The following is a 23,400-nucleotide window of genomic DNA, read 5'->3' as shown; positions in this document are numbered from 1 at the left end:
CCGCCCTACAATGTACTCAACTGGGAGCGAAGGGGGCATTGTGGCGGCTGATTTGCCGTGGGACCCGTCTGTGCCACGAACCGCTTTTGTGGCGGACCCCGACGACGGGCGGCTGGCTTTGAATGCGCAGGCACTGCGCGATGCCGGTTACGAGGTGCGCACCGCGCGTGATATGGACGGCCTCGCCCGTTTGCTGACTGCAGGCGAACCCTCAGTCATTGTGGTTGACACGTGCCTGTCTGCTGTTGAAGCAGTGGCCCCTGTCCTGGTGATGGTGGACCTGGACAATCCGGCGGAGCTTGCAGCCATGCAACCTCCCGGGATCCATGACTGCATTGCGAAACCCCCGCCGCCCAAGGAACTTGTCCACCGGGCCACCTCCCTCATCAGCCAGGTGTCGCGGCGCAATACCGCCCGGCAGGAGGCCGAGGCGCTCCGTGAACAGCTACGGCTGGTGTCTGCCGCTGTGCGCGGAACAAACGATCCGCAGGAGATCGCCAACCATGTGGTGGCTGGTTTTGGGCGGACGTTCAAGGCTGACCACGTCCGGCTCACCACGTTTGAGGACGAGCGGGTTCCCCCCATTACCGCCACCTGGACCAGACCCGGCCTTGAACCACTGGGGGACAACGCTCTCCCGGATGAAGGATCCGCGCGGCATACGGCCGACATGTTGTGGGCCGTGACTGAAACGCTCTCCTCCGAGGGGTCCGAGGAGGACGCGTCCAGCGGCGTACCCGCCGACGCCAAGCGTCTTGGCCCGGCGGCTTCGTTGCTGGCGGTGCCAATGGGTGAGGGCAGTTCATCACTGGGCATCATCTGGATCGTGATGTTGGACCAGCCGCGGCAATGGTCCCGCGCCGAGCTGGGCCTGATCCAGCACGTGGCCGGCAACGCCGCGCACGGGCTGATCCAGAGCCACCTGATCAGCAGCCAGCAGCAGGTGGTCAAGCAGCTTCAACAGCTCGACAAGGCGAAAACCGATTTCCTCGCCACCGTCAACCACGAGCTGAGGACCCCCCTGACATCCATCATGGCGTACCTGGACATGATCCAGGAAAGCACCGAGCAGCCCGTCTCGCCGGAGGTCCACCAGATGCTGGACATCGTGGTCCGCAACACTGAGCGGCTGCGGACGTTGATCGAGGACATGCTGAGCGTGTCCCGCAACGGCCTCGAGGACAACCTGATGCATCTCACCCCGGTGCGCCTGGGGCAGACCCTGGACCTGGTGGCAGGCGCACTGCGGCCCCTGGCCCAGCTGCAGAACGTCACCATTGCGGTGGATCCTGCCCCCGAGGACCCGGAGATCCTGGCCGACGAGGTGCAGCTGCAGCAGGTGTTCACCAACCTGGTGTCCAACGCCATAAAGTTCACGCCAAGCGGTGGCCGGATCGAGGTGGGCAGCGAGTCGCATGCGGCGGCAGACGGCAGCCGGTGGGCAACCATCAGCGTGGCTGACAACGGCATCGGCATCTCCAGCGAGGAAATCGACCACGTCTTTACCAGGTTCTACCGGGCGTCCAATGCCATGTCCGGAGCCATTCCCGGAACCGGGCTGGGGCTGGCGATCACGCAGGATATTGTGGCACGCCACGGCGGCCACATTGACGTGGCATCCACTTTGGGCGCGGGCACAACCGTCACTGTCAGCCTTCCCCTGGATACCGACCGCAGCCGGGCCAACTGAGCAAGGGAGGGAGTCACCGATGTTTTCCGACAACGACCCCCGGCTTTCCCAACTGCTCGAAGGCATCGTCCGGCTGGCATCGGGAGACCTCAGCTCGCGGATAGAAGTATCGGAAGCCCGCGACGAGCTGGATGCCATCATCATGGGCACCAACCTCCTGGCCGAGGACCTGCAGATCATCTACGAGGAACTCGAACAGCGGGTGCAGGTGCGCACCCAGCTCCTGCATGAAGCGCACCTGGAAATGCAGAAAATGGCTATGCAGGACCCCCTGACGGGCCTGGCCAACCGCTCTGCACTCATCGATGCCTTGAGGGCCACCATCGAGGACGACAGCACGGATGACGGTCCTGTCATCCTGCTGATGGACCTTGACGCCTTCAAATCCATCAACGACAGCCTGGGCCATACCGCCGGGGACCAGGTGCTGATCGCGGTGGGGCAGCGCATCCGTGCCGCCGTGCGCGTCACCGACGTCGTCGCCCGGCTTGGCGGTGACGAGTTCGCGATCGTCATGCCGGCTGTTTCCGCAGACCAGGCCGCCATCGCTGGGCATCGCATCCTGGCGTCACTGAACGAACCCATAGAAGTGCCAGGGCGGAGCGTGCGCTGCGGAGCCAGCATCGGGCTAAGCGTCGGCGGAGCGGGCCAGACGCCCGAGGACATGCTGATGGAGGCCGACGTCGCCATGTACGCTTCCAAGGCCGAGGGGCAGAACAGGCTGCACCGGTTCGAACCTGGCCTCCTGTTGATCCGCAGGCTTCGCAGCCAGCTGGTCGAGGACCTCCGGAACGCCATCAAGACGGACGGACTGACGCTGCACTATCAGCCCGTGGTGGAACTCGGCTCCGGCCGGATCGAAGGCGTGGAGGCACTGGTCCGCTGGAACCACCCCACCCGCGGACTGATCATGCCGGACGAATTCATTCCGCTGGCCGAGGAAGCCGGGCTGATCTCCGAACTGGGGCTGTGGGTGCTGCGCACGGCGGTGAGCCAGCTGCGGAAATGGATTGAGGGGCAGCTCGTGGACCACCGCTTCTCCGTCCGGATCAACATCTCCGCAACGGACCTGCAAAGCCTTCAGTTCATCGAGGAAGTCCGGAATGTCCTCAAGGAAACCGGCGTTCGGCCCGAACAGGTGGTACTGGAACTGACCGAAGTAGCCATCGTCAAGGGCAACGAACTGGACCGCTATTCGCTGGGCGGGCTGCGCGGGCTGGGCGTCGGCATTGAAATTGACGATTTCGGCACCGGCTATTCGTCCATCAGCTACCTCCGCCGGCTGCCGGTGGACCGTGTGAAGGTGGACCGTTCACTGATTGATGGGCTGGGCACCGATCCCAGCCAGCCGGCCCTCGTGGCGGCCGTACTGCAGCTTATCCGGGCATGTGGCCTGGAAGCCGTTTGGGAAGGCGTGGAAACGGCGGAACAGGCAGAGATCCTCCGCAGCCTGGGCTGCCTCAGCGCCCAGGGCTATTACTTCAGCAGGCCCGTTCCGCCGGAGCAGGTTCCCGATCTGTTGGCCACCCAGCCCGAAAGCGCCAACCAGTAGGGCGAAAACTACTGCGCTTTTGTCCACCCCGATATACGATCATCCTGCTGGGTCTGTTTTTTCGTCGCCGTGAATTGCGGCTTCCCGGCAGCATTAGACTTTTAGAAGCGGTTGGAAATTGAACAACAAAGGGCCACTGGGTCATTACTTCGTCAACTGGGGGCGTCGCTAATGTCGGTTCGTGTACAGGCGTGGGGAATCATCGCCGCTGTTTTGGCGGATCCGGATCCATCCGGCGCCGCAGTCCGGCAACGCCTCAGCAAGAGCCTCGATGAAAATCCTGGCGTGCCCGAAAGGGCGTTGCTGGAGTATCTCCTGGAAACGCGCCGCAGCGACGCCAATACCGTTGAAACGCTGGACAGCGCCAGGAAAATGCGCCTGGAACCCAGCGCCCTTCCGCCGCAAGTCGCGGAACAACTTGACGCAATCCGCAGCACTTCCCGCATCAGCGCATTGCTTGAGAGCCACATGCTGATGACGGCCTTCCAGCCTATTTACGGGCTGGCCAAAGAAACCGTGGTGGGCGTGGAGGCGTTGTCGCGCTTCGTCAGCGACGACGGCGCCGCCGCAGAACTGTGGTTCGCGGAAGCAGCAGCCGTCGGTTTGGGCGCGAACCTGGAGTTCTCCGCGCTCGGATCCGCCGCTGCTGCAGCCAGGGATCTTCCCGGGAACCTGTACGTATCCCTGAACATCTCGCCTACGTCCTGCCTGGACCCGCGGCTGCCCGAACTTTTCGAGCACATCGACCTTCCGATCAACCGCGTGGTGCTCGAACTGACGGAATCGGTCAGCGACGAGGAGTATCCGCAGTTCATTGCCGCCATGAACCCGCTGCGCGACCGTGGCCTGCGGATCGCCGTCGACGACACCCACTCCGGTGCCGGCGCATTGAGCCGGATGGTGCATCTGCGGCCGGACTTTTTGAAGGTGGGCCGGAACGTTATCGGGGACGTGGACAACGACGGCATCCAGCGCGCCCTTGCCGGCTGCCTGGTGGACTTCGCCGAGCAGATCGGCACCACCCTGATTGCAGAGGGCATCGAGACGGTGGGCGAACTCAAGGTCCTGACGGAGCTGGGCATCAGCGCCGGCCAGGGCTACCTTCTGGGCCGACCCTCCGTCCGGCCCCAGGACTGGGCAAGCTGGAACACCACGCTGGATATGGACGGCCTGAAACGCCAGCTCGTCAGCCCGGAACAGGGCGGCCACGTCACACCGCCAAACGACGCCCACTGATGCCCGCTGGTACGAAACGCGTACCGGCATCAGCTGGCGGGGCACTGACGCAAGCCCCGCCGCCGTAATGGCAGGGTCCCTCAGCTGGAGCGGATAGCTGCCGGGCCCCGGGGACGGGTTATTCTTCGTGGCCCTGGTCGGCGCTCATCTGGTCCTCGGCCGGCGGCGTCTCGCCGGGAGGAACTCCGCCGCCGGGTTCCAGCCCGGTGACGTTGCCTTCTGCCGGGTCCGGGTTCGGTGAGCCCGCAGCCTCCCTGCCTCCCTGCCCACCAGCGCCTGACAGGCCGGTGCCGGATTGGCCCTTGCCCGGCCGGTCAGGATTCGCGGGGTCGTTTTCCGGATGGTAGCTGCTCACAGTAATTTTCCTTTCCTGGCCGGCCGCGGCCTGGTGCCCCAGCTCTGGACTAATTGTAAGCATGCTGATAATTCTGGAAGGGTAATGTTCCGGCGATCCACTGGGGGCGCCGGGGCGCAATGTCGGAAGGAGCAGTCACATGGGTATCGGCGACAGCATCGGCAAGGCAGCAGAGAACGCCATGGAGGATCTCGCAGGGACCAGCAAGCCCACCGAGAAAATGGACGTTCCTGACCCAGCGGATCCCAATAGCGACGTGGAGGTCCACTCCTCCCTCAGCGAGGGATCGAACGCCATGGAAGCCGAGAAGCAAAAGGCACCCGGCCTGAAAGCCGGGCCGGCTCCGGGACCGGTATCGGAATCTCCCCTTGGCGGGGACGTTGACGACCGGGGCGATGACCGGGCGAACGACGACGGCGGGTTGGCGGGCAACGCTTCCGCTCCCGACGGCGCGGCGGAGCCAGCCGGTGGCCGCTCAGCGGAGGGCGTTTCGGGCGTTTCGGGAGGATTGCCTGACAGCAATCCTGACGAACTGCGGGCCGATCCGACCGAAGGTGACCAGGACCCGTCCACCAGCACCGGCCGGGACTTCAAGAAATAAGTCAGCTGGCCATCAGTCTCCCTGTGGGCCTGGCCACTCACCGCGTTCGAGCAGCACGTCCCTGAGCAGGTCCGCGCGGTCGGAGACGATACCGTCCACGCCAAGCTCCAGCAGGCGGCGCATCTCCGCTGGCTCGTTGATGGTCCAGACGTGGACCACCAGCCCCAGCGCGTGCGCACGCCGGATGAACCCCGGTGTGACCACTTCGATGCCGCCCCTGCGCGCAGGCACCTGAAGGGCCTGAACATCCTGCAGGATCCGGCGCATCACCGAGCGGAAAACCGGCCCCGGCAATACCCGTCCCAGCAGCACAAACAAGGCCACGGGTCCCACCCCGGCCGACGACGCGACCGGCCGGCTCAGCAGTTTCAGCACCGCCCGCCGCCGCCGGTCCGAGAAGCTGGTCACCAGCACCCGGTGGTGCGCCTGGTGTCGTTCAATTGCGGCGGCGAGGCTCCGGACGGAGTTCCAGTCCTTGACGTCCACGTTGAGGCGGGCGCCGGGCAGCCCGGTGACCAGGTCGTCAAAGGTGGGGACGGGCTCACGCCCGCCGATCTGCGCCCGGGCCACGTCGGCGGCTGTCAGGTCCGCGATCCGGCCGCCCCCGTCGGTCACCCGGTCCAGGGTGTTGTCATGGAAAACGAGCACCACGCCGTCCGCCGTCGTGTGGACGTCGGTTTCCAGGTACTCGTAGCCGAGTTCGACGGCGGCGCGGAACGCGGCCATGGAGTTCTCCAGCCCCTCCCGTGAAAATCCGCGGTGGGCCATGGCCACTGGCAGTTGGGATCCAGTGACGTCGGAGTGGGAAAAGAACGGCAAACTCACCCTGCGAGCGTACCGGAGCGGCACACCGCCAGAGCGCTGCGATAAAGCAGCGATTAGTCCCCTTCCGGAAAAATCTCCACTCCATCGCTGCAGTGCAGCAGCGTACGCCCGCGGCCGCCGTCGAGGTTAACCCACACGGCAGCGTGGTCCCCGGTGACCGCGTCCACCAGGCCGCCGGTTTCAAAACCGGGCATGAGGACCACGCGGACGCGGTCGCCCTGCCGCAGCTGCTTCCAGTGCGGCGCAGGCGTTGCCCTGCGCAGCGGCGCATCAACTGCGGCCTGTTTTGCGTTTGGTGCCATCGTTACCCCCTGAGCCATTAGGGGAGGTGTTGCCCCTGACGCCACCCTAGGAAGCAAAGGTGAACGCAAGGTGAGCGCAGGCTGTGAAATGCCTCAGGGAAGTTGGACACCCAGCGAAGCCAGCCTGGCCTCCAGGATCTGGGCCACGCCGTCGTCCTCAAAATGCGGCGCCTGCTGGCCCGCGGCGAGGATGGCCTCCGGGTGGCCGCTGGCCATCGCATAGCCGTGGCCGGCCCAGCGGAGCATCTCGATATCGTTCGGCATATCCCCGAAGGCCACAACATCTTCGGCGTCGATACCCAGTGAGGACGCGTATTCGGCCAGCGTCACGGCCTTGTTGACGCCCGGAAGGCACAGCTCCAGCATCGGTACCCCCGGTGACGAGTGTGTGACAGCCGCAAGATGCCCGACGGCGGGCCGCACCTCCGCGAGGAAATCGTCAGGAGTGCCCTCCCGGACGATCGCGAGGAACTTCACCACGGAGTCATCCGTGGCGAGCGTTTCGGCGAGCGGCGCCGGGGTGAACTCGCTGAGCAGTTCGCTCGATTCGTTTTCGATGAAGCCGGGTTCAAGGTGGAAGCCGGTCAGTGTTTCTGCCGCGAACAGGGCGGCGGGGCGGAGCTGCTTGATGATGCGCCGGACTTCCAGCACGGATTCAATGGCCAGGGTGCGGGCGGACACCAGCTGTTCGGTTTCAAGGTCCCACACCACGGCGCCGTTGGAGCAGATGACGGTACCGGCGTGCCCCAGTTGGTCCTGCAGCGGGTGCAGCCAGCGCGGCGGACGGCCGGTGACAAAAACGAGTTCGACGCCGGCGTCGCGGCAGGCGTGGAAGGCGCGGACGGTGCGGCCACTGATTTTTCCATCGTGTCCCAGGATCGTTCCGTCAATATCGCTCGCTACCAACCGCATCATGCAAGTCTACGTGGCCGTCGTTGCTGGAAGCTGGCGACGGTCAGCCCGAGGCTGAGGAGGCCCCGGCCTGCCTGCTCGAGGACCGGGTCGGTGGCCAGTGTTGGATGGTTGAGCAGGACGCCCACATCGCGCTGGATCCGTTGAAGTGGATGCGAAAGCCGGTGTGCGCTGCCGCCGGAGCCCGCCATGATCATGGTGACGGCGTGCGCGGATGCCTCACCGCTGGGGGCATATTGCTTGAACATTCAAGTCCTCGGGCGTAAATTTACCGCAGGCCCCTAGGCTTCCCCGCGCGCTCCTTGCTTCTTGCCCGTGCCGCCCAGGCGGGCGGTGACCTTCGCTGCCGCGGAAGCACAGGATTCGCCGAGCGCCTGCAGGCGGTCCTGCGATACCCGGAACCGCGGTGCCGGGATCAGCACGGCGGCCACCACCTCCCCGCGATGGTCATAAACAGGTGCCGCCAGCCCCACTTCATCGATGGAGGTTTCGCCGTAGTTGATGGCCCAGCCGCGCCTGACGTCGTCTTTCAGCCGGACAAGGTAGGCGTCCAGGCTGGATTCATCCAGGCCTGGGTACGAGATGGCACCGCTGCTGAGGAGGGAGCGGACGCGGGGTTCGGGTTCCTGGGCAAGGAAGACCTGGACTGAAGCGCTAAGGGCGTCACTGTAACGGGCGCCCAGCGGCGTGGTGTGCTTGATCTGGTGGTGGCTGGCGATCTGCTCCACACAGATTGATTCGTCGCCGCTCCACACCATGAGGGCACTGGTTTCGCCGGTCTGTTCGGACAGCTCGCGGAGCACAGGGTAGGCAACACGGCGCTCCTCCAGCTCCGCCAGCAGGGGTCCCGCCACGGCAATCAGTCCGAGTCCCAGCCGGAACCGGCGGGTTTCGGCATCCCGCTCCACCAGGCGCTCCTGTTCAAAGGTGGCCAGGATCCTGGAGACGGTGCTTTTGTGCAGCCCTACGCGGTTGGCGATCTCAGTGACCCCGAGGAGTGGCTCGTCCGCCGTGAAGGTCCGGAGGACAGCGATCGCGTTGACGATGACGGAAGCACCCTTGGTGTCGCCGTTACCTGTACTCTCGGTTGCTGTTGCGCTCATGATGTAAACCATCATTCCCTAAGGAGGCCGAAAGCGGCGCCAGGGCATCCAGGCGCCGCTTCGGGTGGTGGTACTGCTGCTGCAGCTAGGCTCCGATGATGTTGTACTCGGGGCCGAATGGGAACTTGGTGATGTTTTCCGCGCCGCCTTCCCCCACCACCAGGATGTCGTGTTCGCGGTAGCCGCCGGCGCCCGGCTGGCCGTCCAGGACGGTGATCATCGGCTCCATGGAGACCACCATGCCCGGTTCCAGCACAGTGTCGATGTCTTCGCGCAGTTCCAGCCCGGCTTCCCTGCCGTAGTAGTGGCTCAGGACGCCGAAGGAGTGCCCGTAGCCGAAGGTGCGGTTGGCCAGCAGGCCGCGACTGACGTAGATCTCGTTCAGTTCAGCGGCGATGTCCTTGCAGACGGCGCCCGGCTTGATCAGCTCCAGGCCGCGCTTGTGGACCTCCACGTTGATGTTCCACAGCTCCAGGGAGCGGGCGTCCGGTTCGCCGTAGAACAGGGTGCGCTCGAGGGCTGTGTAGTAGCCGGACGTCATGGGGAAGCAGTTCAGTGACAGGATGTCATGTTCCTGGATCTTGCGCGTGGTGGCCCAGTTGTGGGCGCCGTCGGTGTTGATGCCGGACTGGAACCACACCCAGGTGTCGCGGATCTCGGAGTTGGGGAAGGTCCGGGCGATCTCGTGGACCATGGCCTCGGTGCCGATCAGGGCCACTTCGTATTCGGTGATGCCGGCGGTGATGGCGTTGCGGATGGCCTCGCCGCCGAGGTCGCCGATGCGGGCGCCATGCTTGATGACTTCGATTTCCTCGGCTGACTTGATCATGCGCTGGCGCATCGCGGCCTGCGCAACGTCCACCAGGGCCGCGGACGGGAATGCCGCCTGGATTTTGTTGCGGTTGTCCAGCGGCAGTGAGTCGTCTTCGACGCCGAGCCGGCGGACGTTGATGCCGCGGGTGCGCAGGACTTCCTGGATGGCAAAGATGTAGTTGTCCCGCCGCCAGTCGGTGTAGACGATGTTGTCGCCGAAGCTGCGGCGCCACGGCATGCCGGCGTCGATGTTCGCGGTGACGGTCACGGTGTCATCTTTGGTGACCACCATGGCGTACGAGCGGCCAAAGTAGGTGAAGAGGAAGTCGGAGTAGTACTTGATGGAGTGGTAGCTGGTGAGGACGACGGCGTCGAGCTCCTTCTCGGCCATGATGCGGCGGAGTCCTGCGATCCGGCGTTCAAACTCGGCGTCCGAGAAGGTGAGGCTGGCCTTCTCGCCGTTCTTCAGGATTTTGGTGCGCTCAAGTTCGCTGACGGACGTTGCGTTCTCGGTGGTGATGGTCATCGTGGTGATGCCTTTCTGTTGGTGCATTTCTTGGGTGAAGTTGGTCTGGTTGACGCTGGTCCGGGTGAAGCTATTCCTGACGCAGGGGTTCCCGGCAGGTTTCCCTGGACAGGGCCACGGCCACCAGGGAAACCAGGGCGGCAGCCACGAGGTACCAGGCCGGTGCCAGGTCACTGGCGGTGGCGGCGATCAGGAGGGTTGCCATGAACGGGGCAGTTCCGCCGAACAGGGCGTTGGAAAGGTTGAAGCTCACCGCGAAGCCGCTGTAGCGGACCCGGGTGGGGAACATCTCCGCCAGGAAACTGGGGAGCGTGCCGTCGTTGAGGGTGAGCATGGCCCCGAGCAGGATCTGGACCAGGACGATCACCAGGAAGTTGCCCGTTCCGAGCAGGGCGAACGCCGGCACGGTCAGCAGGATGAAGCTGACGGAAGCGGCCAGCAGTACTTTCTTGCGGCCGTACCTGTCCGAGAGCATGCCGGTCAGGAAGATGAAGCCGATGTAGGTAATAAGCGCCACCGTGGTGGCAAGGAATGACTCGGTGGCGCCGAGGCCAAGTTCGGAGGACAGGTATGTGGGCATGTAGCTGAGGATCACGTAGAAGCCCACGGCGTTGAGCAGCACGGCCCCGACGGCCTGGAGCAGCTGCCGCCAGTGGTTCCGGAAGAGGTTGGAGACAGGCGCCTTGGCAGCATGGTCTTCGGCTTCCAGTTCCCGGAACACCGGCGTGTCTTCGAGCTTTGTCCGGATATACCGGCCGATCAGGCCCATCGGCGCAGCCAGCAGGAAAGGCAGCCGCCAGCCCCAGCCGTGCATTGCTTCGGAACTGAGCAGGGTAGTCAGGAGGCCGGCGAGCAGCGAACCGAGGAGCAGCCCGGCCGCCGTGCTGGCGGGAACGACGGCGGCATACAGACCGCGCCGGTTGGCCGGGGCGTACTCCACCAGGAAGGCGGACGCACCGGCATATTCTCCGGAGGCTGAGAAGCCCTGAACCACCCTGACGATCAGGAGCAGGACGGGAGCCCAAAGTCCGATCGTGTCATATCCGGGGATGAGGGCAATGCAGAACGTGGCCCCGGACATGATCAGGATGGACAGTGAGAGTGCGGTCCGCCTGCCTACCCGGTCTCCGATATGCCCCCATACAAAGCCACCGAGCGGGCGCACCAGGAACGAGACTGCAAACAGGGCAAAGGTCAGGAGGAGTCCGGCCTGGGGGTCCGACTCCGGGAAAAAGACTGCCGCGATGGTGACGGCCAGGTAGCCGTAAACGGCGTAGTCGAACCATTCGACAAAGTTTCCGATGAAGCTGGCCGCGATAACCCGGCGGCGGGTTTCCTTGCTGACGGCGCTGTCAGCGGAGTTTGGGCCGATCAGCTCCGAACGGCGGCCTTGGCCGCGGGCCACGGAGGAAGTTTCGTTACTCATGTATCCACCAAAGTTGTTGTGGTTGCATTCAGCGCAACGCTGTTGCACCAGACTAAGCGTGATGGGCACCACAGTCAATGGCTGCTGCTGATCCAGTCGGTCCAACATAGTGGAGGCTGGCGAATCCATGGGAGGCGCCTCGGATCGCCGGGGAGCAGCAGCTAATGTTGCAGCAAAAGAACTAGAGTTGCGTTTGGCAGACTCAACCCGGGTGGGGCGCTCCACCAGCCGGACGAAGTACTTGGTAGTTCTATTGACACCGCGCGTGACGGCTGACATATTTCGAGTACGCGCTATACGAGTTCTGTTGTGTAATACGCAATGACGGACGAGCGAAGTACCAGCTGCCTGCGGCTTCAATCTGCGGTATGAGAACGTAGAACCCGGGCTGGCTACCTCTTGGAGCGCCGCCCAAAGTCCCGGGACCGATGAAAGGAACACCAGCCAATGGTGCATAAAGTTCAAGCAGTCATTGCCAGGGAGAAGAATGCCCCGGTGTCGTTGGAGACCATCCTGGTACCGGATCCGGGCCCGGGTGAGGCGCTGGTGGATATCCTGACGTGCGGCGTCTGCCACACGGACCTGCACTACAAGCAGGGCGGGATCGGCGATGACTTCCCTTACCTGCTCGGCCACGAAGCCACCGGCGTGGTCAGCGCCGTAGGTCCGGACGTCACTTCTGTCGCGCCGGGTGACCGGGTAATCCTGAACTGGCGCGCCGTGTGCGGGCAGTGCCGGGCGTGCGCGAAGGGCCAGCCGCAGTACTGCTTCAACACCGCCAACGCCACCCAGAAAATGACTCTTGAGGACGGCACCGAGCTCTCCCCCGCCCTGGGCATCGGCGCCTTCGCCGAGAAGACCCTGGTAGCCGCAGGGCAGTGCACCAAGGTGGACCCCGAAGTGGACGCTGCCGCCGTCGGGCTGCTGGGCTGCGGTGTGATGGCCGGCATCGGTGCCGCCATCAACACCGGTGAGGTCAAGCGCGGTGAGTCTGTGGCCGTGATCGGCTGCGGCGGTGTGGGCATCGCCGCGATCGCCGGTGCGAAGCTTGCCGGCGCGACAACGATCATCGCCGTGGACATCGACGAAAACAAGATTGAAATGGCAAAGTCGCTGGGCGCCACGCATGGCGTGAACTCCAGGCAGGAAGACGCTGTCGAGGCCATCCGTGCCCTCACCGGAGGCAACGGAGCGGACGTGGTGATTGACGCCGTCGGCCGTCCCGAAACCTACCAGCAGGCCTTCTACGCCCGCGACCTCGCCGGCCGCGTGGTCCTGGTAGGCGTCCCGACGCCGGACATGAAGCTGGAACTGCCCCTGCTGGACGTCTTCGGCCGCGGCGGGTCCCTGAAGTCCTCCTGGTACGGCGACTGCCTGCCCTCCCGTGACTTCCCGATGCTGGTGCAGCACTATAAGCAGGGCAACCTGGACCTGGACGCCTTCGTCTCCGAGCGCATCAGCATCGATCAGGTGGAGGAAGCCTTCGAGAAGATGCACGAGGGCAAGGTCCTCCGTTCCGTAGTCGAACTGCCAGCCAGGGCGGCTTCCTGATGGGCGTCCGGATCGAGAACCTGGTCACCTCGGGGACGTTTTCGCTCGACGGCGGCACCTGGGACGTGGACAACAACGTCTGGATCGTGGGCGATGACGCCGAATGCGTGATCATCGACTCCCCGCATGACGCCTCCGCGATCATCAAGCAGGTCGGTGACCGCAAGGTCCTCGCCATCCTCCTCACCCACGCGCATAACGACCACATCGGAGCCGCGCGTGAGGTGGCGGACGCCGTCGGCGCACCGATCTACCTGAACCCCGAAGACCTGGTCCTCTGGGAACAGGTCTACCCGGATACGCAGCCGGACCGGGAACTGGCCGACGGCGACGTCTTCGAGGTGGGCGGGGCAACCCTGCGGGCCATCCACACCCCCGGCCACTCCCCCGGTTCCACCTGCTTCTACCTGGAGAGCGAAGGAACGGTCTTCACCGGGGACACCCTGTTCAACGGCGGCCCCGGGGCGACGGGGCGTTCCTACAGCGACTACCCCACCATCCTCACCTCCATCCGCGAACGGCTCCTGACGCTGCCGGGCGGCACTGTGGTCCGCACCGGCCACGGTGAAAACACCACGATCGCGGCGGAGCAGCAAACCCTGACCAAGGTCTCCCAGTAGCCGGCAGGGAAAGCAGTGTTGGTGAAGGCGCGCCAGGAAAGCTGGCGCGCCTTCGCTGGCGCTTGGATTCAAAAAGCAGCACGTAATTGCCGGTAAGGAAGTTGGAACGATGAAGTTCGGTAAGCAGCCCGCCCCCGTCGCGGACATCAATGAGGACGAGCTCTCTGTCCACAAGCCCAAGACCGAGGCGGCCGGCGTCAAGGCCGTCATGGTGGCGCTGGAGCGCGCGGTGGCCCAGGCCGGGGTGACCCGGACGGCGCAGTCGTTGCTGCGGCTGAACCAGCGGGGCGGTTTTGACTGCCCCGGCTGTGCGTGGCCGGAGTCGGACAAGAAGCGCAAGGCGGCCGAGTTCTGTGAGAACGGTGCTAAGGCGGTGGCGGAGGAGAACACCCTCCGCACGGTCGGGGCGGAGTTCTGGGCCCGGCATTCCATCGCTGAACTTTCCACCAAGACCGAGTACTGGCTGGGCAACCAGGGCCGGCTCAGCGAACCGGTGGTGATCCGGGCGGGTGAAACCCACTACTCACCGATCTCCTGGGCCGACGCGTTTGAGCTGATCGGCGAGCACGTCCGCGCCAGCACTGCTGACCGGTGCGTTTTCTACACCTCCGGGCGTACCGCCAACGAGACCGCGTTTATGTACCAGCTCTTCGCCCGCGCCCTTGGCACCAATAACCTTCCGGACTGCTCGAACATGTGCCACGAGTCCTCCGGTTCAGCGCTGAACCCGACCATCGGCATCGGCAAGGGCACGGTCTCGTTGGATGACATCCACGACGCCGAGCTGATCTTTGTGGTTGGGCAGAACCCCGGAACCAACCACCCCCGCATGCTCTCGGCTCTGAAAGAGTGCAAGGACAAGGGCGGCAAGGTGGTGGCGGTCAACCCGCTGCCCGAAGCCGGATTGTTCAACTTCAAGGACCCGCAGACCGTCTCCGGCGTGGTCGGCGGCGGCACCCCCTTGGCTGACGAATACCTGCAGATCAAGGTGGGCGGGGACCTGGCCCTGTTCCAGGCCCTTGGCCACCTGCTCCTGGCCGAGGAGGAACGGAACCCGGGCACCGTCGTCGACCATTCCTTCATCGAGGCCCAGACGGACGGGTTCGACGCCTACCGCGAAGCGCGCCGGACCCTGGACTGGGCCGAAACCGAGAAGGCCACAGGCCTGACCCGGGAACAGATCGAAACCGTGGCCGGGATGCTCATCAAGTCCAAGGCGTCCATCTTCTGCTGGGCCCTGGGCGTGACGCAGCAGCCGCACTCGGTGGACACCATCAAGGAAATGGTCAACGTCCTGCTCCTGCAGGGCAATTTCGGCAAGTCCGGCGCCGGTGCCTGCCCGGTCCGGGGGCACTCCAATGTCCAGGGCGACCGGACCATGGGCATCTGGGAAAAGCCAAAGGAATGGCTCCTCGAGGCCCTTGACGGCGAGTTCGGGATTGAGTCCCCGCGGCACCACGGCTACGACGCCGTCGAAGCGATGGAAGCGTTCGAACGCGACGAGGTGGACGTCTTTGTCTCAATGGGCGGCAACTTCTCCCTGGCCTGTTCGGACACCGAGACCCTCGAAGCCGGGATGCAGCGGATCGGCCTGACCGTCCACATCTCCACCAAGCCCAACCGCTCCCACATTGTCCACGGGCGCACCTCCCTGATCCTGCCCACGCTGGGCCGGACGGACAAGGATGACAAGCACCCCAAGGGCGCCCAGTTCCTGTCCGTGGAGGACTCCATGTCCGTGGTCCATTCCACCCAGGGCAGGCTGACCCCGGTCTCGGAGCACCTGCTCGCCGAGCCCGTCATCGTGGCGCGCATGGCCGAGGCGACGTTCGGCCCCGACCACTCCGTGGACTGGAAGGGCATGGCCGAGGACTACGACGTGATCCGCGACCACATCGCCCGCGTCCTGCCCGGCTTCGAGGACTTCAACACCCGGGTCCGGACGAAGAACGGATTCGTTCTGCCCAACCCGCCGCGCGACACCCGCTCGTTCAAAACGGATATCGGCCGCGGCCGCTTCACGGTCAGCCCGCTGGAGTACCTCACCCCGCCGGACGGGCACCTGGTGCTCCAGACCATCCGCAGCCACGACCAGTACAACACCACGTTCTACGGCCTGGATGACCGCTACCGCGGGATTTCCGGCGGTCGACGGGTGATCCTGGTCCACCCCGAGGACCTGGCCGAGCTGGGCTTCAAGGACCGGGACCTGGTGGACGTGGTGAGCACCTTCCGCGGGCACGAACGAAAGGCGGACAAGTTCCGCCTGGTGGCCTACCCTACCGCGAAGGGCTGCGCGGCCGCGTACTTCCCCGAAGCCAACGCCCTGGTGCACAAGGAAAACGTGGCCCGCGAATCCAACACCCCGGGCTTCAAAGCCATGTTCGTCAGGTTCGTGCCGCACGCCGCGGAAACCGCCGGCGCTGTGGCTGCGGAGGAGCTCGAGCCAGCCGCGGCGGGCTAATACAGCAGCGTCCGGTGGTTGAGCCTGTCGAAACCCCGGTGGTTGAGCCCGCCGAAACCCCCAGTGGTTGAGCCCGCCGCAAGCGAGCAGAAGGATCTCCCTCTCCAACCGCTGCCTAGCCTCGCAAGCTCGGTCAGGGAACCCGGCGGCCGTGGCCCCAGGCTCGATCACCGAACGGGCTCGAGTTCGGGTTCGGCAGGCTCAGCCAACCTACCTGGTTGGTCAGGCGGGTGGGGCGTGCAGGAACCGTTGGAGCTCTTCTTCTCCTGGCGAGAGTCCGAGGTGGACAAAGTCGGGCGGATCGCCGGTCGCCGACTGTAGTTGGTGTGGCCAGTGCGGTGGTTCCCAGTCGTGGTGTTCGGCTTTGTAGTGTCGGCCGGTGGGTGAGGTCCAGCCGGGCGGGTCGTTCCGGGTGGCCGGGGTGGGCGTCCAGCCGGTGGCGTGTTTGAGGCGGTGATGTTTGGGGCAAAGCTGGGCCAGGTTGCTGATCCCCGTATGTCCGCCGTGCTGCCAGGCTTGAAGGTGGTCGGTGTCGTTGTCCAGGGATGGGTTGTTGCAGCCGGGGAAGGTGCATCTGCCGTCCCGGAGCTCCAGTGCCTTTTTCATGGCCTTGGTGACCCTGTAGCTGGTGCGGCCGATCTCCAGCGGCGCCCCGTCCCGCGGGTCGACAAGGACCCGGTGGAACGAATCAGCACCGTCCGCGACAAGGTCCCGGGCCATCGACGGCGGGATGGGGCCGAACCCGTCCAGCATGGCGGGCTCCTCCGTCAGTCCCATGAGAGCGAATACCGGCACGGTGACCAGGACCTGCGCCCGGATCGTCGACGACGGGTTGGGATCCGTTCCTGCGCCTGCCCCTTCATAGTTACCTGCCCCGCCGCCGGTGCCTGTGCTGTTGCCTGCACGGACGCTGGAACTGTCACCACTACCGCGACTGGTGCCGCTGGTGAGGATCGCTGAAGCGAATTTGTCGGCCCGGATCTGGGTAAGGGTGCGGGGCTCGTCGGGTCCTTGTGCGGCCCGGGCGAGGGCGTTGAGCCGGTTCCAGCCCGCCAGTGCCTGGTCGGCCGGGAGGTAGGCCGCGAGCCAGGCCATGCCGTCCTGGTCCGGCCTGCATTCGACGCGCCGGTCTGCCACTGCCTTGGCGTGGCGTTTCTCGATCGTTTCGGCGTGGTGGCGCTCCCGCCAGGTGCGGGCTTTGTGCCGGAGCCGGTGCGCGGGTATTTCCCCAATCGTGGCCGCGGTGGCAGGCCTGGGTGTCTCCGGGTCCAGGAAATACGCTTCCAGGGCCGCGGCGCCGGCGGGGTCAAGGCTGGTCGTTTCCTCCACCATGACCAAGGCGTGCGGCCAGGTGATCGTCCCTGCCTGCAACGCCAACAACGTCAGCGGCAACTCCTTGGACAGGGCGTGGGAAGCGGCCAGGAATGAACCTGCTGCCCGCGGCCCGAGGGCCAGCACGGACCCGATTTCCGCGGCGACGGCCATCTCCTGCGCCTGCACCGGCATGTCCGGCGCCAGGGCTTGGGCGGTGTCCGCATACTTCACGGCAGCCCGGGCCTTCAAAGCGGCGATCCCGGCCTCCACCATCCGAGCCCCGGCAAGGATGTCCAGGCTCCCATCAGCCAGGCCGGCCAACGGATCAGCATCCGAGAAGGGCTCCGAACCACACCCATCCACCTCGGCATTGAGCACAGCAAGAGCGGCATTGATGTCCTCAAACGCCTTCGTCACCGCCGCTTTGCCCATAAAGCCATCATGGCAAGGGGGTCTGACATTTTCCGGTCGGACGTGAAAACCGGGGGCCGCCGATTTTCGGCGACCCCCGGTTCTCAACGATGGGTTTCGCTCCCCAGCCGCTCCCTAACCTCGCAAGCTCGGTCAGGAACCCGGCGGCAGTGGGCCCAAGCTCAACCACCGGTGTTGGGATCAGCCGCGGAGGCGCTCCATGCCCGGGTCGAAGAGGGGCTCGGCCGTGACGGTGGCGGCGATGCGCTTCCCGAAGTACTCCACCTCAACCGAGTCGCCTTCGGTCACCGAAGCCGGCAGCCAGGCGTAGGCGATCGGCTTGCGCACCGAGTAGCCGTAGGCAGCGCTCGTAACGTACCCGACTGCTTCCCCGGCCACGTACACCGGTTCCTTGCCCAGCACGAGGGAAGTGCCGTCGTCGACCGTCAGGCACCGCAGCGCACGCGTGGCCGGCTGCTCCTTGCGGGCCGCGAGGGCCTCAGCGCCCACGAAGCCCGTCTTGTCCTTGGCCACGGAGAAGCCCAGGCCGGACTCGTACGGGTGGTGCTCCGATGTCATGTCCGTGCCCCACAGCCGGTAGCCCTTCTCAAGGCGCATGCTGTTGAACGCGCCACGGCCGGCGGCGATGATGCCGTGCTCCCGGCCCGCCTCGAACAATAAGTCCCACAGCTTCAGTCCGTAATCGGCGGTGGTGTACAGCTCCCATCCGAGTTCACCCACGTAGGACAGCCGCATGGCCGTGACCGGGATGCCGCCCACGGAGATTTCCTTGGTCCGGAAGTACTTCAGGCCGTCGTTGGTCAGGTCGTCGGAGCTGACCTTGCCGATCACCTCGCGGGCCAGCGGCCCCCACAGCCCGATGCAGCAAGTACTGCCGGTGATGTCGGTGACGTGCGCCCACTGTGCAGGGTCCGCAGCAGACTGCTTGCGGGCCTCCACTCGGAGGTAATCAAAGTCCACGTTGCTGTTCACGCCCAGCTGGAACTCTTCCTCCGCCAGCCTTGCGACGGTCACGTCGCTGCGGATGCCGCCGTCGTGCTCCAGCAGCAGGCAGTACGTCACGGCACCCGGCTTCTTGGCGATGTTGCCCGTGCTGAGGCGGTGCAGCAGCGCCTGCGCGCCGGGCCCCGAGACGGAGAGCCGCTTCAGCGGCGTCATGTCGAAAAGTCCGACGGCGGTACGCGTCTTCCACGCCTCGGCCGCCGAGATGGGGGACGAGAACATGGCGGACCATTCATCCCGCTCCGGCGTCTGCCACTCCTCCGGCAACTCCTCGAGGAGGCCGCGGTTGGCCTCGAACCAGTGCGGCCGCTCCCAGCCGGCGGACTCCAGGAAGAACGCCCCCAGCTCCTTCTGCCGCACGTTGAACGGGCTGACGCGCACGTCCCGCGGGGATTCCCTGGGCTGCAGCGGGTGCATGACGTCGTAGATTTCCACGAAGTTCTGCTGGGACGTCTCGCTGACGTAGGCGTCGGAGGTCTGCACCTTCTCGAAGCGGGTCAGCTCGCAGCCGTGCAGGTCCGTGCGGGACCGGCCTTCCACCAGCAGCTCCGCCATTGCCTTGGCCACGCCGGCCGAGTGTGTGACCCAGACGGCTTCGGCCACGAACAGGCCTTCGAGGTCGGGCGCCTCGCCCATGAGCGGGCCGCCGTCGGGGGTGAAGGAGAAGATGCCGTTGAACCCGTCCTCGATCGCGGAGCTGCGCAGCGCGGGCAGCAGGTCCTGGCTGTCCTCCCAAGCGGGCAGGAAGTCTTCCAGGGTGAAATCCAGGCGGGAGGGCATGCGGTGATCCGACATTTCCTCTGCGGAAACCTTTGGCAGGGCGGACATATCCACCGGCATGGGACGGTGGGCGTAGCTCCCGATACCGATGCGGTCGCCCCATTCGCGGTAGTACAGGTCCTTGTCCTGGTAGCGCAGGATGGGCTTGCTCGCACCCTTGGGAAGCTCGTTGACGCCCTCAAGTTCGGGCAGCGGGGTGCTGACGGCGTACTGGTGGCCCAGCGGCAGCAGCGGGACTTCGAGGCCCACCATCTTGCCGAGTTCACGGCCCCAGAAACCTGCGCATGACACCACGATGTCCGCCGGGATCAGCCCGTTATCGGTTTCGACGCCGGTCACCTTGCCGCCCTCCTGGGCGATGCCGGTGACCGTGGTGTTGCCCTGGTACGTCACGCCACGCTCACTGGAGCGCTCGATCAGCAGCTGCACCGCACGGGCGGCGTGGGCCAGGCCGTCGGTGGGGATGAGCAGGCCGCCCAGGACTTCGCGGCCGCCGGTGAGCTTGCCGGTGTTCAGGAGGGGGTAGATCTTTTCGCATTCGTCGGCGTCGACGATCCGGCTTTCGACGCCCCAGGAGGTCATCACGCCCATCTTGCGCGTGAGGTCGGCCAGGCGCTCGGGGGTGGTTGCCAGTTCCAGGCCGCCCACCTGGTTGAAGCAGGACTGGCCGTCCTTGCTCAGGGCGAGCAGCTTGTTGACCGTGTAGGTGGCGAATTCGGTCATCGTCCGTGACTGGTTGTTCTGGAACACCAGGCCCGGCGCGTGCGACGTGGAGCCGCCGGCAAGTTCCAGCGGGCCCTGTTCCACCACCGTGATGTTGGTCCAGCCGCGGGTGACGAGTTCGTCGGCAAGGTTGGTCCCGACAATGCCGGCGCCGATAATGACAACGCGTGGTGATGCGCTCATGGGTGTTGTTTCTCCTGTTTTGCTTGAGAGGCGTTGGCGTTAGCGGAAGACGACGGTGCGGGTGTTGTTGAGCAGGACCCGGTGCTGGGAGTGCCACTTGACTGCCCGGGACAGCGCCTGGGATTCGGCGTCCCTCCCTACCGTGACCAGTGCGTTCGGGTCCAGGCTGTGATCCACCCGGAACACTTCCTGCTCGATGATCGGGCCTTCGTCCAGGTCTGCGGTGACGTAGTGCGCGGTGGCTCCGATGAGCTTCACGCCGCGGTCGTAGGCCTGGTGGTAGGGCTTGGCACCCTTGAACCCGGGCAGGAAAGAATGGTGGATGTTGATGGCGCGGCCGCGGAGGCTGGCGCACAGGTCGTTGGACAGGACCTGCATGTAGCGTGCAAGGACCACCAGGTCCGCGTCGTACTCGGCCACCAGTTCCAGCAGGCGCGCTTCAGCTTCGGGCTTGGTAGCGGCCGTCACCGGGACGTGGATGAACTGCAGGCCGGCGGCTTCCGCCATGGGGCGAAGGTCCTCGTGGTTGGAAACCACGACGGCGATCTCCGCACCCAGGCTGCCGGCGCGCCAGCGGAAGATGAGGTCATTGAGGCAGTGGCCGAACTTCGAAACCATCACCAGCAGGCGCTGGGGGCGGCCGTCGTGGATCGAGAATTCCATGTCGAACTCATCGGCGACGGCAGCGAACTCCGCGCTGAGGCCTTCCGCGGAAACTTCATTGTCTCCCGGGGTGAAGGCCGTGCGCAGGTAGAGCTTGCCGCTGATGTGGTCATCGAACTGCTGGTGTTCAACGATGTCGAAGCCGCGATCGGCGAGGAATGCCGTGATGGCCCGGACGATTCCGGGGCGCTCCGGGCACGCAAGGGTAAGGACATACTGTACGGTGTCGGTGCCGCGGACACCGGCAACGTCGCCGGCCTCCACCGTCACGTTACCGGTGGGGCGGCCTTCGAGGACTGTGGTCATGGTCTACTCCTGGTTCTTTGCGGGTGCTTGGGTGTCAGCGGGGGAAGCCGCGCAGCGGCCGTCGTCCGGACAACGCTGATCACATTGATGCTTGGTAACGAGATCGAACTGGACGCCGCCGTGCTGGTCCACGCCGCTGCGGATGGCGCGCTCCACAACGGAGTCCGCCAGCCGGCGCCGGAGGGACAGCGGGTCCCGGCGCAGGTCCTTGACCAGGGCGAAGCACAGCAGCAGCATGACCAGCACGAACGGCAGGGCCGCCACAATGGTGATCCGCTGCAGGCCGGAGAGCGCCTCGGACGGTTCATCGCCGCCGGCCAGCATCATCACGGCGGCTACCGCCCCGGTGAGCAGGCCCCAGAAGATGACCAGGCCGCGCTTCGGGTCGGAGGACCCGTTGGAGCTCAGGGATGCCATGATGATCGATGCGGAATCGGCTCCGGTGATGAAGAAGATGGCCACCAGGACCATGGCCAGGACCACAACGGCTGCGGTGAGCCAGGCAGGCATGGACATGTTCCGGACGAGGTCGAACAGGGCGCCGTCGAAGTCGATGGACGGTGACCCGCTGGCCATGGAGACCAGGCCGGGGGCGCCTGCCTTGTCCGCTTCTTCCTGGACGTGGAAGGCCGTGCCGCCGAAGATGCCGAACCAGATGACGCTGACGATGCTGGGGACCAGCAGGACGCCGGTGACGAACTGGCGGATGGTGCGGCCGCGGCTGATGCGGGCGATGAACATGCCCACGAACGGCGTCCAGGAAACCCACCAGGCCCAGTAGAAGATGGTCCAGCCGGACATCCAGGTCCGGAGCGCTTCGTCTCCGACGGCTTCGGTGCGGGAGGACATCTCGGCGAGGTCCCTGGCGTAGTCACCGACTGCTGCGGGAATGAGGTTGAGGATGAACAGGGTGGGCCCGGCGAGGAAAACGATGAGCGCCAGGATCACGGCCAGGACCATGTTGATGTTGGACAGCCACTGGATGCCGCGGCTGATGCCGGACACCGCCGAGGCCACGAAGCATGCTGTCAGGACGGCGACGATGGCCACCAGGACGGGTGTTCCCACTTCGCCGATCCAGCCGTTTGAGGTGAGTCCGCTGCCGATCTGGAGGGCGCCGAGGCCCAGGGACGCTGCCGTGCCGAAGAGCGTGGCGAAGATGGCCAGGATGTTGATGAATTTGCCCACCGGCCCTTCCACCGTCCTGATGCCGAACAGCGACGTGAAGGCAGCAGAGATCAGCTGCCGGCGGCCCAGCCGGTAGGTGCCGTAGGCCATGGCAATGCCCACGACGGCGTACATCGCCCAGGGGTGCAGGGTCCAGTGGAAGATGGAGGTTGCCATGGCCGTCTGGATGGCTGCCGGCGTCCGTCCGTCCACCGTTCCCGGCGGCGGGGAGATGTAGTGGTAGAGCGGCTCGGCCACACCGTAGAACATCAGGCCGATGCCCATGCCGGCCGCAAACATCATGGCGATCCAGGAAATGGTTCGGAACTCGGGCTTTTCGCCGTCCTTGCCGAGGGGAATGTTGCCCCATTTGCCCAGGGCCAGCCAGAGGACGAAAACAACGAACAGCGAGGCCAGGACCATAAAAAGCCAGCCGGTGTACTCCATCACCCAGTCGAGGGCGGCTGTTGACGTGGCGGCAAGGCTGTCCCGGCCCAGGAAGCCCCAGGCCACAAAGGCCAGGGCGAGGACACCGGTGATGCCGAAGGTGGCCTTGTCGAGGGTGAGCTTACGGTTCCGCCGTTGTGCCACAGCCTGCTCGGCCTTGGTCTGGCGGAGTTCCTGCATGATTTGTTCGGTGTCCTCCGCGTCGTGTGAGTCGTGGGAGGAAGGAGAGTTCTCCGGTGCAGGAACGAGCTGGGGCTCCTCCAGCTCAAGGGGGGATCGGGCATCCGTGCGGATGTCGCTGTTCAAAGCCATGTCAAGTCCTTTGGTTTGAATTCATGGGCTGACGCTGTACTCCGGCGTCCCCAAGCCGGACGGAAGATCGGGGGCTTCCTGGCATTCACTGATCA

Annotated in this window: 19 protein-coding genes; 7 read left to right on the top strand and 12 right to left on the bottom strand. The window is 65.3% G+C overall.

Annotated elements, in window-relative coordinates:
- Nucleotides 1–10 precede the first annotated feature (10 nt).
- The 3 genes from FBY31_RS15070 to FBY31_RS15060 all read left to right on the top strand — a co-directional run bounded on the left by FBY31_RS15070 (nt 11) and on the right by FBY31_RS15060 (nt 4,478).
- Nucleotides 11–1,690 (top strand): ATP-binding protein, encoded by a 1,680-nt coding sequence (locus FBY31_RS15070; RefSeq protein WP_142042639.1) that lies wholly within the window; start codon nt 11–13, stop codon nt 1,688–1,690.
- Nucleotides 1,691–1,709: 19 nt separating this feature from the next.
- Complete coding sequence (locus FBY31_RS15065) at nt 1,710–3,242, top strand: putative bifunctional diguanylate cyclase/phosphodiesterase (RefSeq protein ID WP_142042636.1); 1,533 nt, start codon at nt 1,710–1,712, stop codon at nt 3,240–3,242.
- Between the two features lie 171 nt (nt 3,243–3,413).
- Nucleotides 3,414–4,478, top strand: coding sequence for an EAL domain-containing protein (locus FBY31_RS15060; protein WP_142042634.1), 1,065 nt, complete (start codon nt 3,414–3,416; stop codon nt 4,476–4,478).
- A gap of 118 nt (nt 4,479–4,596) precedes the next feature.
- Here FBY31_RS15060 and FBY31_RS15055 read toward each other — a convergent pair whose 3' ends face one another.
- Nucleotides 4,597–4,833: a DUF6480 family protein gene (locus tag FBY31_RS15055; RefSeq protein ID WP_142042631.1), complete on the bottom strand. Its 237-nt coding sequence runs from the start codon at nt 4,831–4,833 to the stop codon at nt 4,597–4,599.
- A gap of 139 nt (nt 4,834–4,972) precedes the next feature.
- On the opposite strand from FBY31_RS15055, the gene FBY31_RS15050 reads away from it, so the two are divergent.
- Nucleotides 4,973–5,434 carry a hypothetical protein gene (locus FBY31_RS15050; protein ID WP_142042628.1) on the top strand — a complete coding sequence of 154 codons (462 nt, stop codon included), beginning with the start codon at nt 4,973–4,975 and terminating at the stop codon, nt 5,432–5,434.
- Between the two features lie 12 nt (nt 5,435–5,446).
- On the opposite strand, the gene FBY31_RS15045 is transcribed toward FBY31_RS15050, so the two are convergent.
- The 7 genes from FBY31_RS15045 to FBY31_RS15015 all read right to left on the bottom strand — a co-directional run bounded on the left by FBY31_RS15045 (nt 5,447) and on the right by FBY31_RS15015 (nt 11,341).
- The gene (locus tag FBY31_RS15045; RefSeq protein ID WP_235013078.1) at nt 5,447–6,259 is read right to left on the bottom strand and encodes a glycerophosphodiester phosphodiesterase; all 813 of its coding nucleotides are present in this window, start codon (nt 6,257–6,259) and stop codon (nt 5,447–5,449) included.
- Between the two features lie 53 nt (nt 6,260–6,312).
- Nucleotides 6,313–6,561, bottom strand: coding sequence for a hypothetical protein (locus tag FBY31_RS15040; RefSeq protein WP_142042626.1), 249 nt, complete (start codon nt 6,559–6,561; stop codon nt 6,313–6,315).
- Nucleotides 6,562–6,654: 93 nt separating this feature from the next.
- Complete coding sequence (locus FBY31_RS15035) at nt 6,655–7,473, bottom strand: HAD family hydrolase (RefSeq protein ID WP_142042623.1); 819 nt, start codon at nt 7,471–7,473, stop codon at nt 6,655–6,657.
- Complete coding sequence (locus tag FBY31_RS15030) at nt 7,473–7,721, bottom strand: hypothetical protein (protein ID WP_142042620.1); 249 nt, start codon at nt 7,719–7,721, stop codon at nt 7,473–7,475. Before FBY31_RS15030 ends, FBY31_RS15035 begins: the two co-directional genes overlap by 1 nt.
- A 33-nt stretch (nt 7,722–7,754) precedes the next feature.
- A complete protein-coding gene (locus FBY31_RS15025; protein ID WP_235013077.1) occupies nt 7,755–8,576 on the bottom strand; it encodes an IclR family transcriptional regulator in 822 nt (273 codons plus the stop codon).
- An 85-nt stretch (nt 8,577–8,661) separates the two neighbouring features.
- Nucleotides 8,662–9,915, bottom strand: coding sequence for an aminopeptidase P family protein (locus tag FBY31_RS15020; RefSeq protein WP_142045412.1), 1,254 nt, complete (start codon nt 9,913–9,915; stop codon nt 8,662–8,664).
- A 70-nt stretch (nt 9,916–9,985) separates the two neighbouring features.
- Nucleotides 9,986–11,341: an MFS transporter gene (locus tag FBY31_RS15015; RefSeq protein WP_142042614.1), complete on the bottom strand. Its 1,356-nt coding sequence runs from the start codon at nt 11,339–11,341 to the stop codon at nt 9,986–9,988.
- A 447-nt stretch (nt 11,342–11,788) separates the two neighbouring features.
- On the opposite strand from FBY31_RS15015, the gene FBY31_RS15010 reads away from it, so the two are divergent.
- From FBY31_RS15010 to FBY31_RS15000, 3 genes are all read left to right on the top strand, one after another.
- The gene (locus FBY31_RS15010) at nt 11,789–12,892 is read left to right on the top strand and encodes an S-(hydroxymethyl)mycothiol dehydrogenase (RefSeq protein ID WP_142042611.1); all 1,104 of its coding nucleotides are present in this window, start codon (nt 11,789–11,791) and stop codon (nt 12,890–12,892) included.
- Nucleotides 12,892–13,512, top strand: coding sequence for an MBL fold metallo-hydrolase (locus FBY31_RS15005; RefSeq protein WP_142042608.1), 621 nt, complete (start codon nt 12,892–12,894; stop codon nt 13,510–13,512). Before FBY31_RS15010 ends, FBY31_RS15005 begins: the two co-directional genes overlap by 1 nt.
- 109 nt (nt 13,513–13,621) lie before the next feature.
- Nucleotides 13,622–15,976 carry an FdhF/YdeP family oxidoreductase gene (locus FBY31_RS15000; protein WP_142042605.1) on the top strand — a complete coding sequence of 785 codons (2,355 nt, stop codon included), beginning with the start codon at nt 13,622–13,624 and terminating at the stop codon, nt 15,974–15,976.
- 222 nt (nt 15,977–16,198) lie between these two features.
- On the opposite strand, the gene FBY31_RS14995 is transcribed toward FBY31_RS15000, so the two are convergent.
- The 4 genes from FBY31_RS14995 to FBY31_RS14980 all read right to left on the bottom strand — a co-directional run bounded on the left by FBY31_RS14995 (nt 16,199) and on the right by FBY31_RS14980 (nt 23,305).
- On the bottom strand, nt 16,199–17,722 hold the full coding sequence (locus tag FBY31_RS14995) for an HNH endonuclease signature motif containing protein (RefSeq protein WP_142042602.1): 1,524 nt from the start codon (nt 17,720–17,722) through the stop codon (nt 16,199–16,201).
- A gap of 180 nt (nt 17,723–17,902) precedes the next feature.
- A complete protein-coding gene (locus tag FBY31_RS14990) occupies nt 17,903–20,410 on the bottom strand; it encodes a GcvT family protein (RefSeq protein WP_142042599.1) in 2,508 nt (835 codons plus the stop codon).
- Between the two features lie 39 nt (nt 20,411–20,449).
- Entirely contained in the window at nt 20,450–21,379 is a 930-nt protein-coding gene (purU, locus tag FBY31_RS14985) for a formyltetrahydrofolate deformylase (protein ID WP_142042596.1), read from the bottom strand.
- A 3-nt stretch (nt 21,380–21,382) separates the two neighbouring features.
- Entirely contained in the window at nt 21,383–23,305 is a 1,923-nt protein-coding gene (locus FBY31_RS14980; protein WP_142042593.1) for a BCCT family transporter, read from the bottom strand.
- Nucleotides 23,306–23,400: the final 95 nt, after the last annotated feature.

Origin of the sequence: Arthrobacter sp. SLBN-100 (assembly GCF_006715305.1) — a bacterium.
In the GTDB taxonomy this organism is placed as follows: domain Bacteria; phylum Actinomycetota; class Actinomycetes; order Actinomycetales; family Micrococcaceae; genus Arthrobacter.
This window is presented reverse-complemented; position numbering and strand designations above follow the sequence as displayed.

Coding starts and splice junctions, on each gene's coding strand:
- FBY31_RS14980 (WP_142042593.1), bottom strand. CDS start 23,305: ATGGCTTTGAACAGCGACATCCGCACGGATGCCCGATCCCCCCTTGAG.
- FBY31_RS14990 (WP_142042599.1), bottom strand. CDS start 20,410: ATGAGCGCATCACCACGCGTTGTCATTATCGGCGCCGGCATTGTCGGG.
- FBY31_RS15035 (WP_142042623.1), bottom strand. CDS start 7,473: ATGCGGTTGGTAGCGAGCGATATTGACGGAACGATCCTGGGACACGAT.
- FBY31_RS15010 (WP_142042611.1), top strand. CDS start 11,789: ATGGTGCATAAAGTTCAAGCAGTCATTGCCAGGGAGAAGAATGCCCCG.
- FBY31_RS15030 (WP_142042620.1), bottom strand. CDS start 7,721: ATGTTCAAGCAATATGCCCCCAGCGGTGAGGCATCCGCGCACGCCGTC.
- FBY31_RS14995 (WP_142042602.1), bottom strand. CDS start 17,722: ATGGGCAAAGCGGCGGTGACGAAGGCGTTTGAGGACATCAATGCCGCT.
- FBY31_RS15020 (WP_142045412.1), bottom strand. CDS start 9,915: ATGACCATCACCACCGAGAACGCAACGTCCGTCAGCGAACTTGAGCGC.
- FBY31_RS15050 (WP_142042628.1), top strand. CDS start 4,973: ATGGGTATCGGCGACAGCATCGGCAAGGCAGCAGAGAACGCCATGGAG.
- FBY31_RS15065 (WP_142042636.1), top strand. CDS start 1,710: ATGTTTTCCGACAACGACCCCCGGCTTTCCCAACTGCTCGAAGGCATC.
- FBY31_RS15060 (WP_142042634.1), top strand. CDS start 3,414: ATGTCGGTTCGTGTACAGGCGTGGGGAATCATCGCCGCTGTTTTGGCG.
- FBY31_RS15005 (WP_142042608.1), top strand. CDS start 12,892: ATGGGCGTCCGGATCGAGAACCTGGTCACCTCGGGGACGTTTTCGCTC.
- FBY31_RS15025 (WP_235013077.1), bottom strand. CDS start 8,576: ATGAGCGCAACAGCAACCGAGAGTACAGGTAACGGCGACACCAAGGGT.
- FBY31_RS15015 (WP_142042614.1), bottom strand. CDS start 11,341: ATGAGTAACGAAACTTCCTCCGTGGCCCGCGGCCAAGGCCGCCGTTCG.
- FBY31_RS15070 (WP_142042639.1), top strand. CDS start 11: ATGTACTCAACTGGGAGCGAAGGGGGCATTGTGGCGGCTGATTTGCCG.
- FBY31_RS15040 (WP_142042626.1), bottom strand. CDS start 6,561: ATGGCACCAAACGCAAAACAGGCCGCAGTTGATGCGCCGCTGCGCAGG.
- purU (WP_142042596.1), bottom strand. CDS start 21,379: ATGACCACAGTCCTCGAAGGCCGCCCCACCGGTAACGTGACGGTGGAG.
- FBY31_RS15000 (WP_142042605.1), top strand. CDS start 13,622: ATGAAGTTCGGTAAGCAGCCCGCCCCCGTCGCGGACATCAATGAGGAC.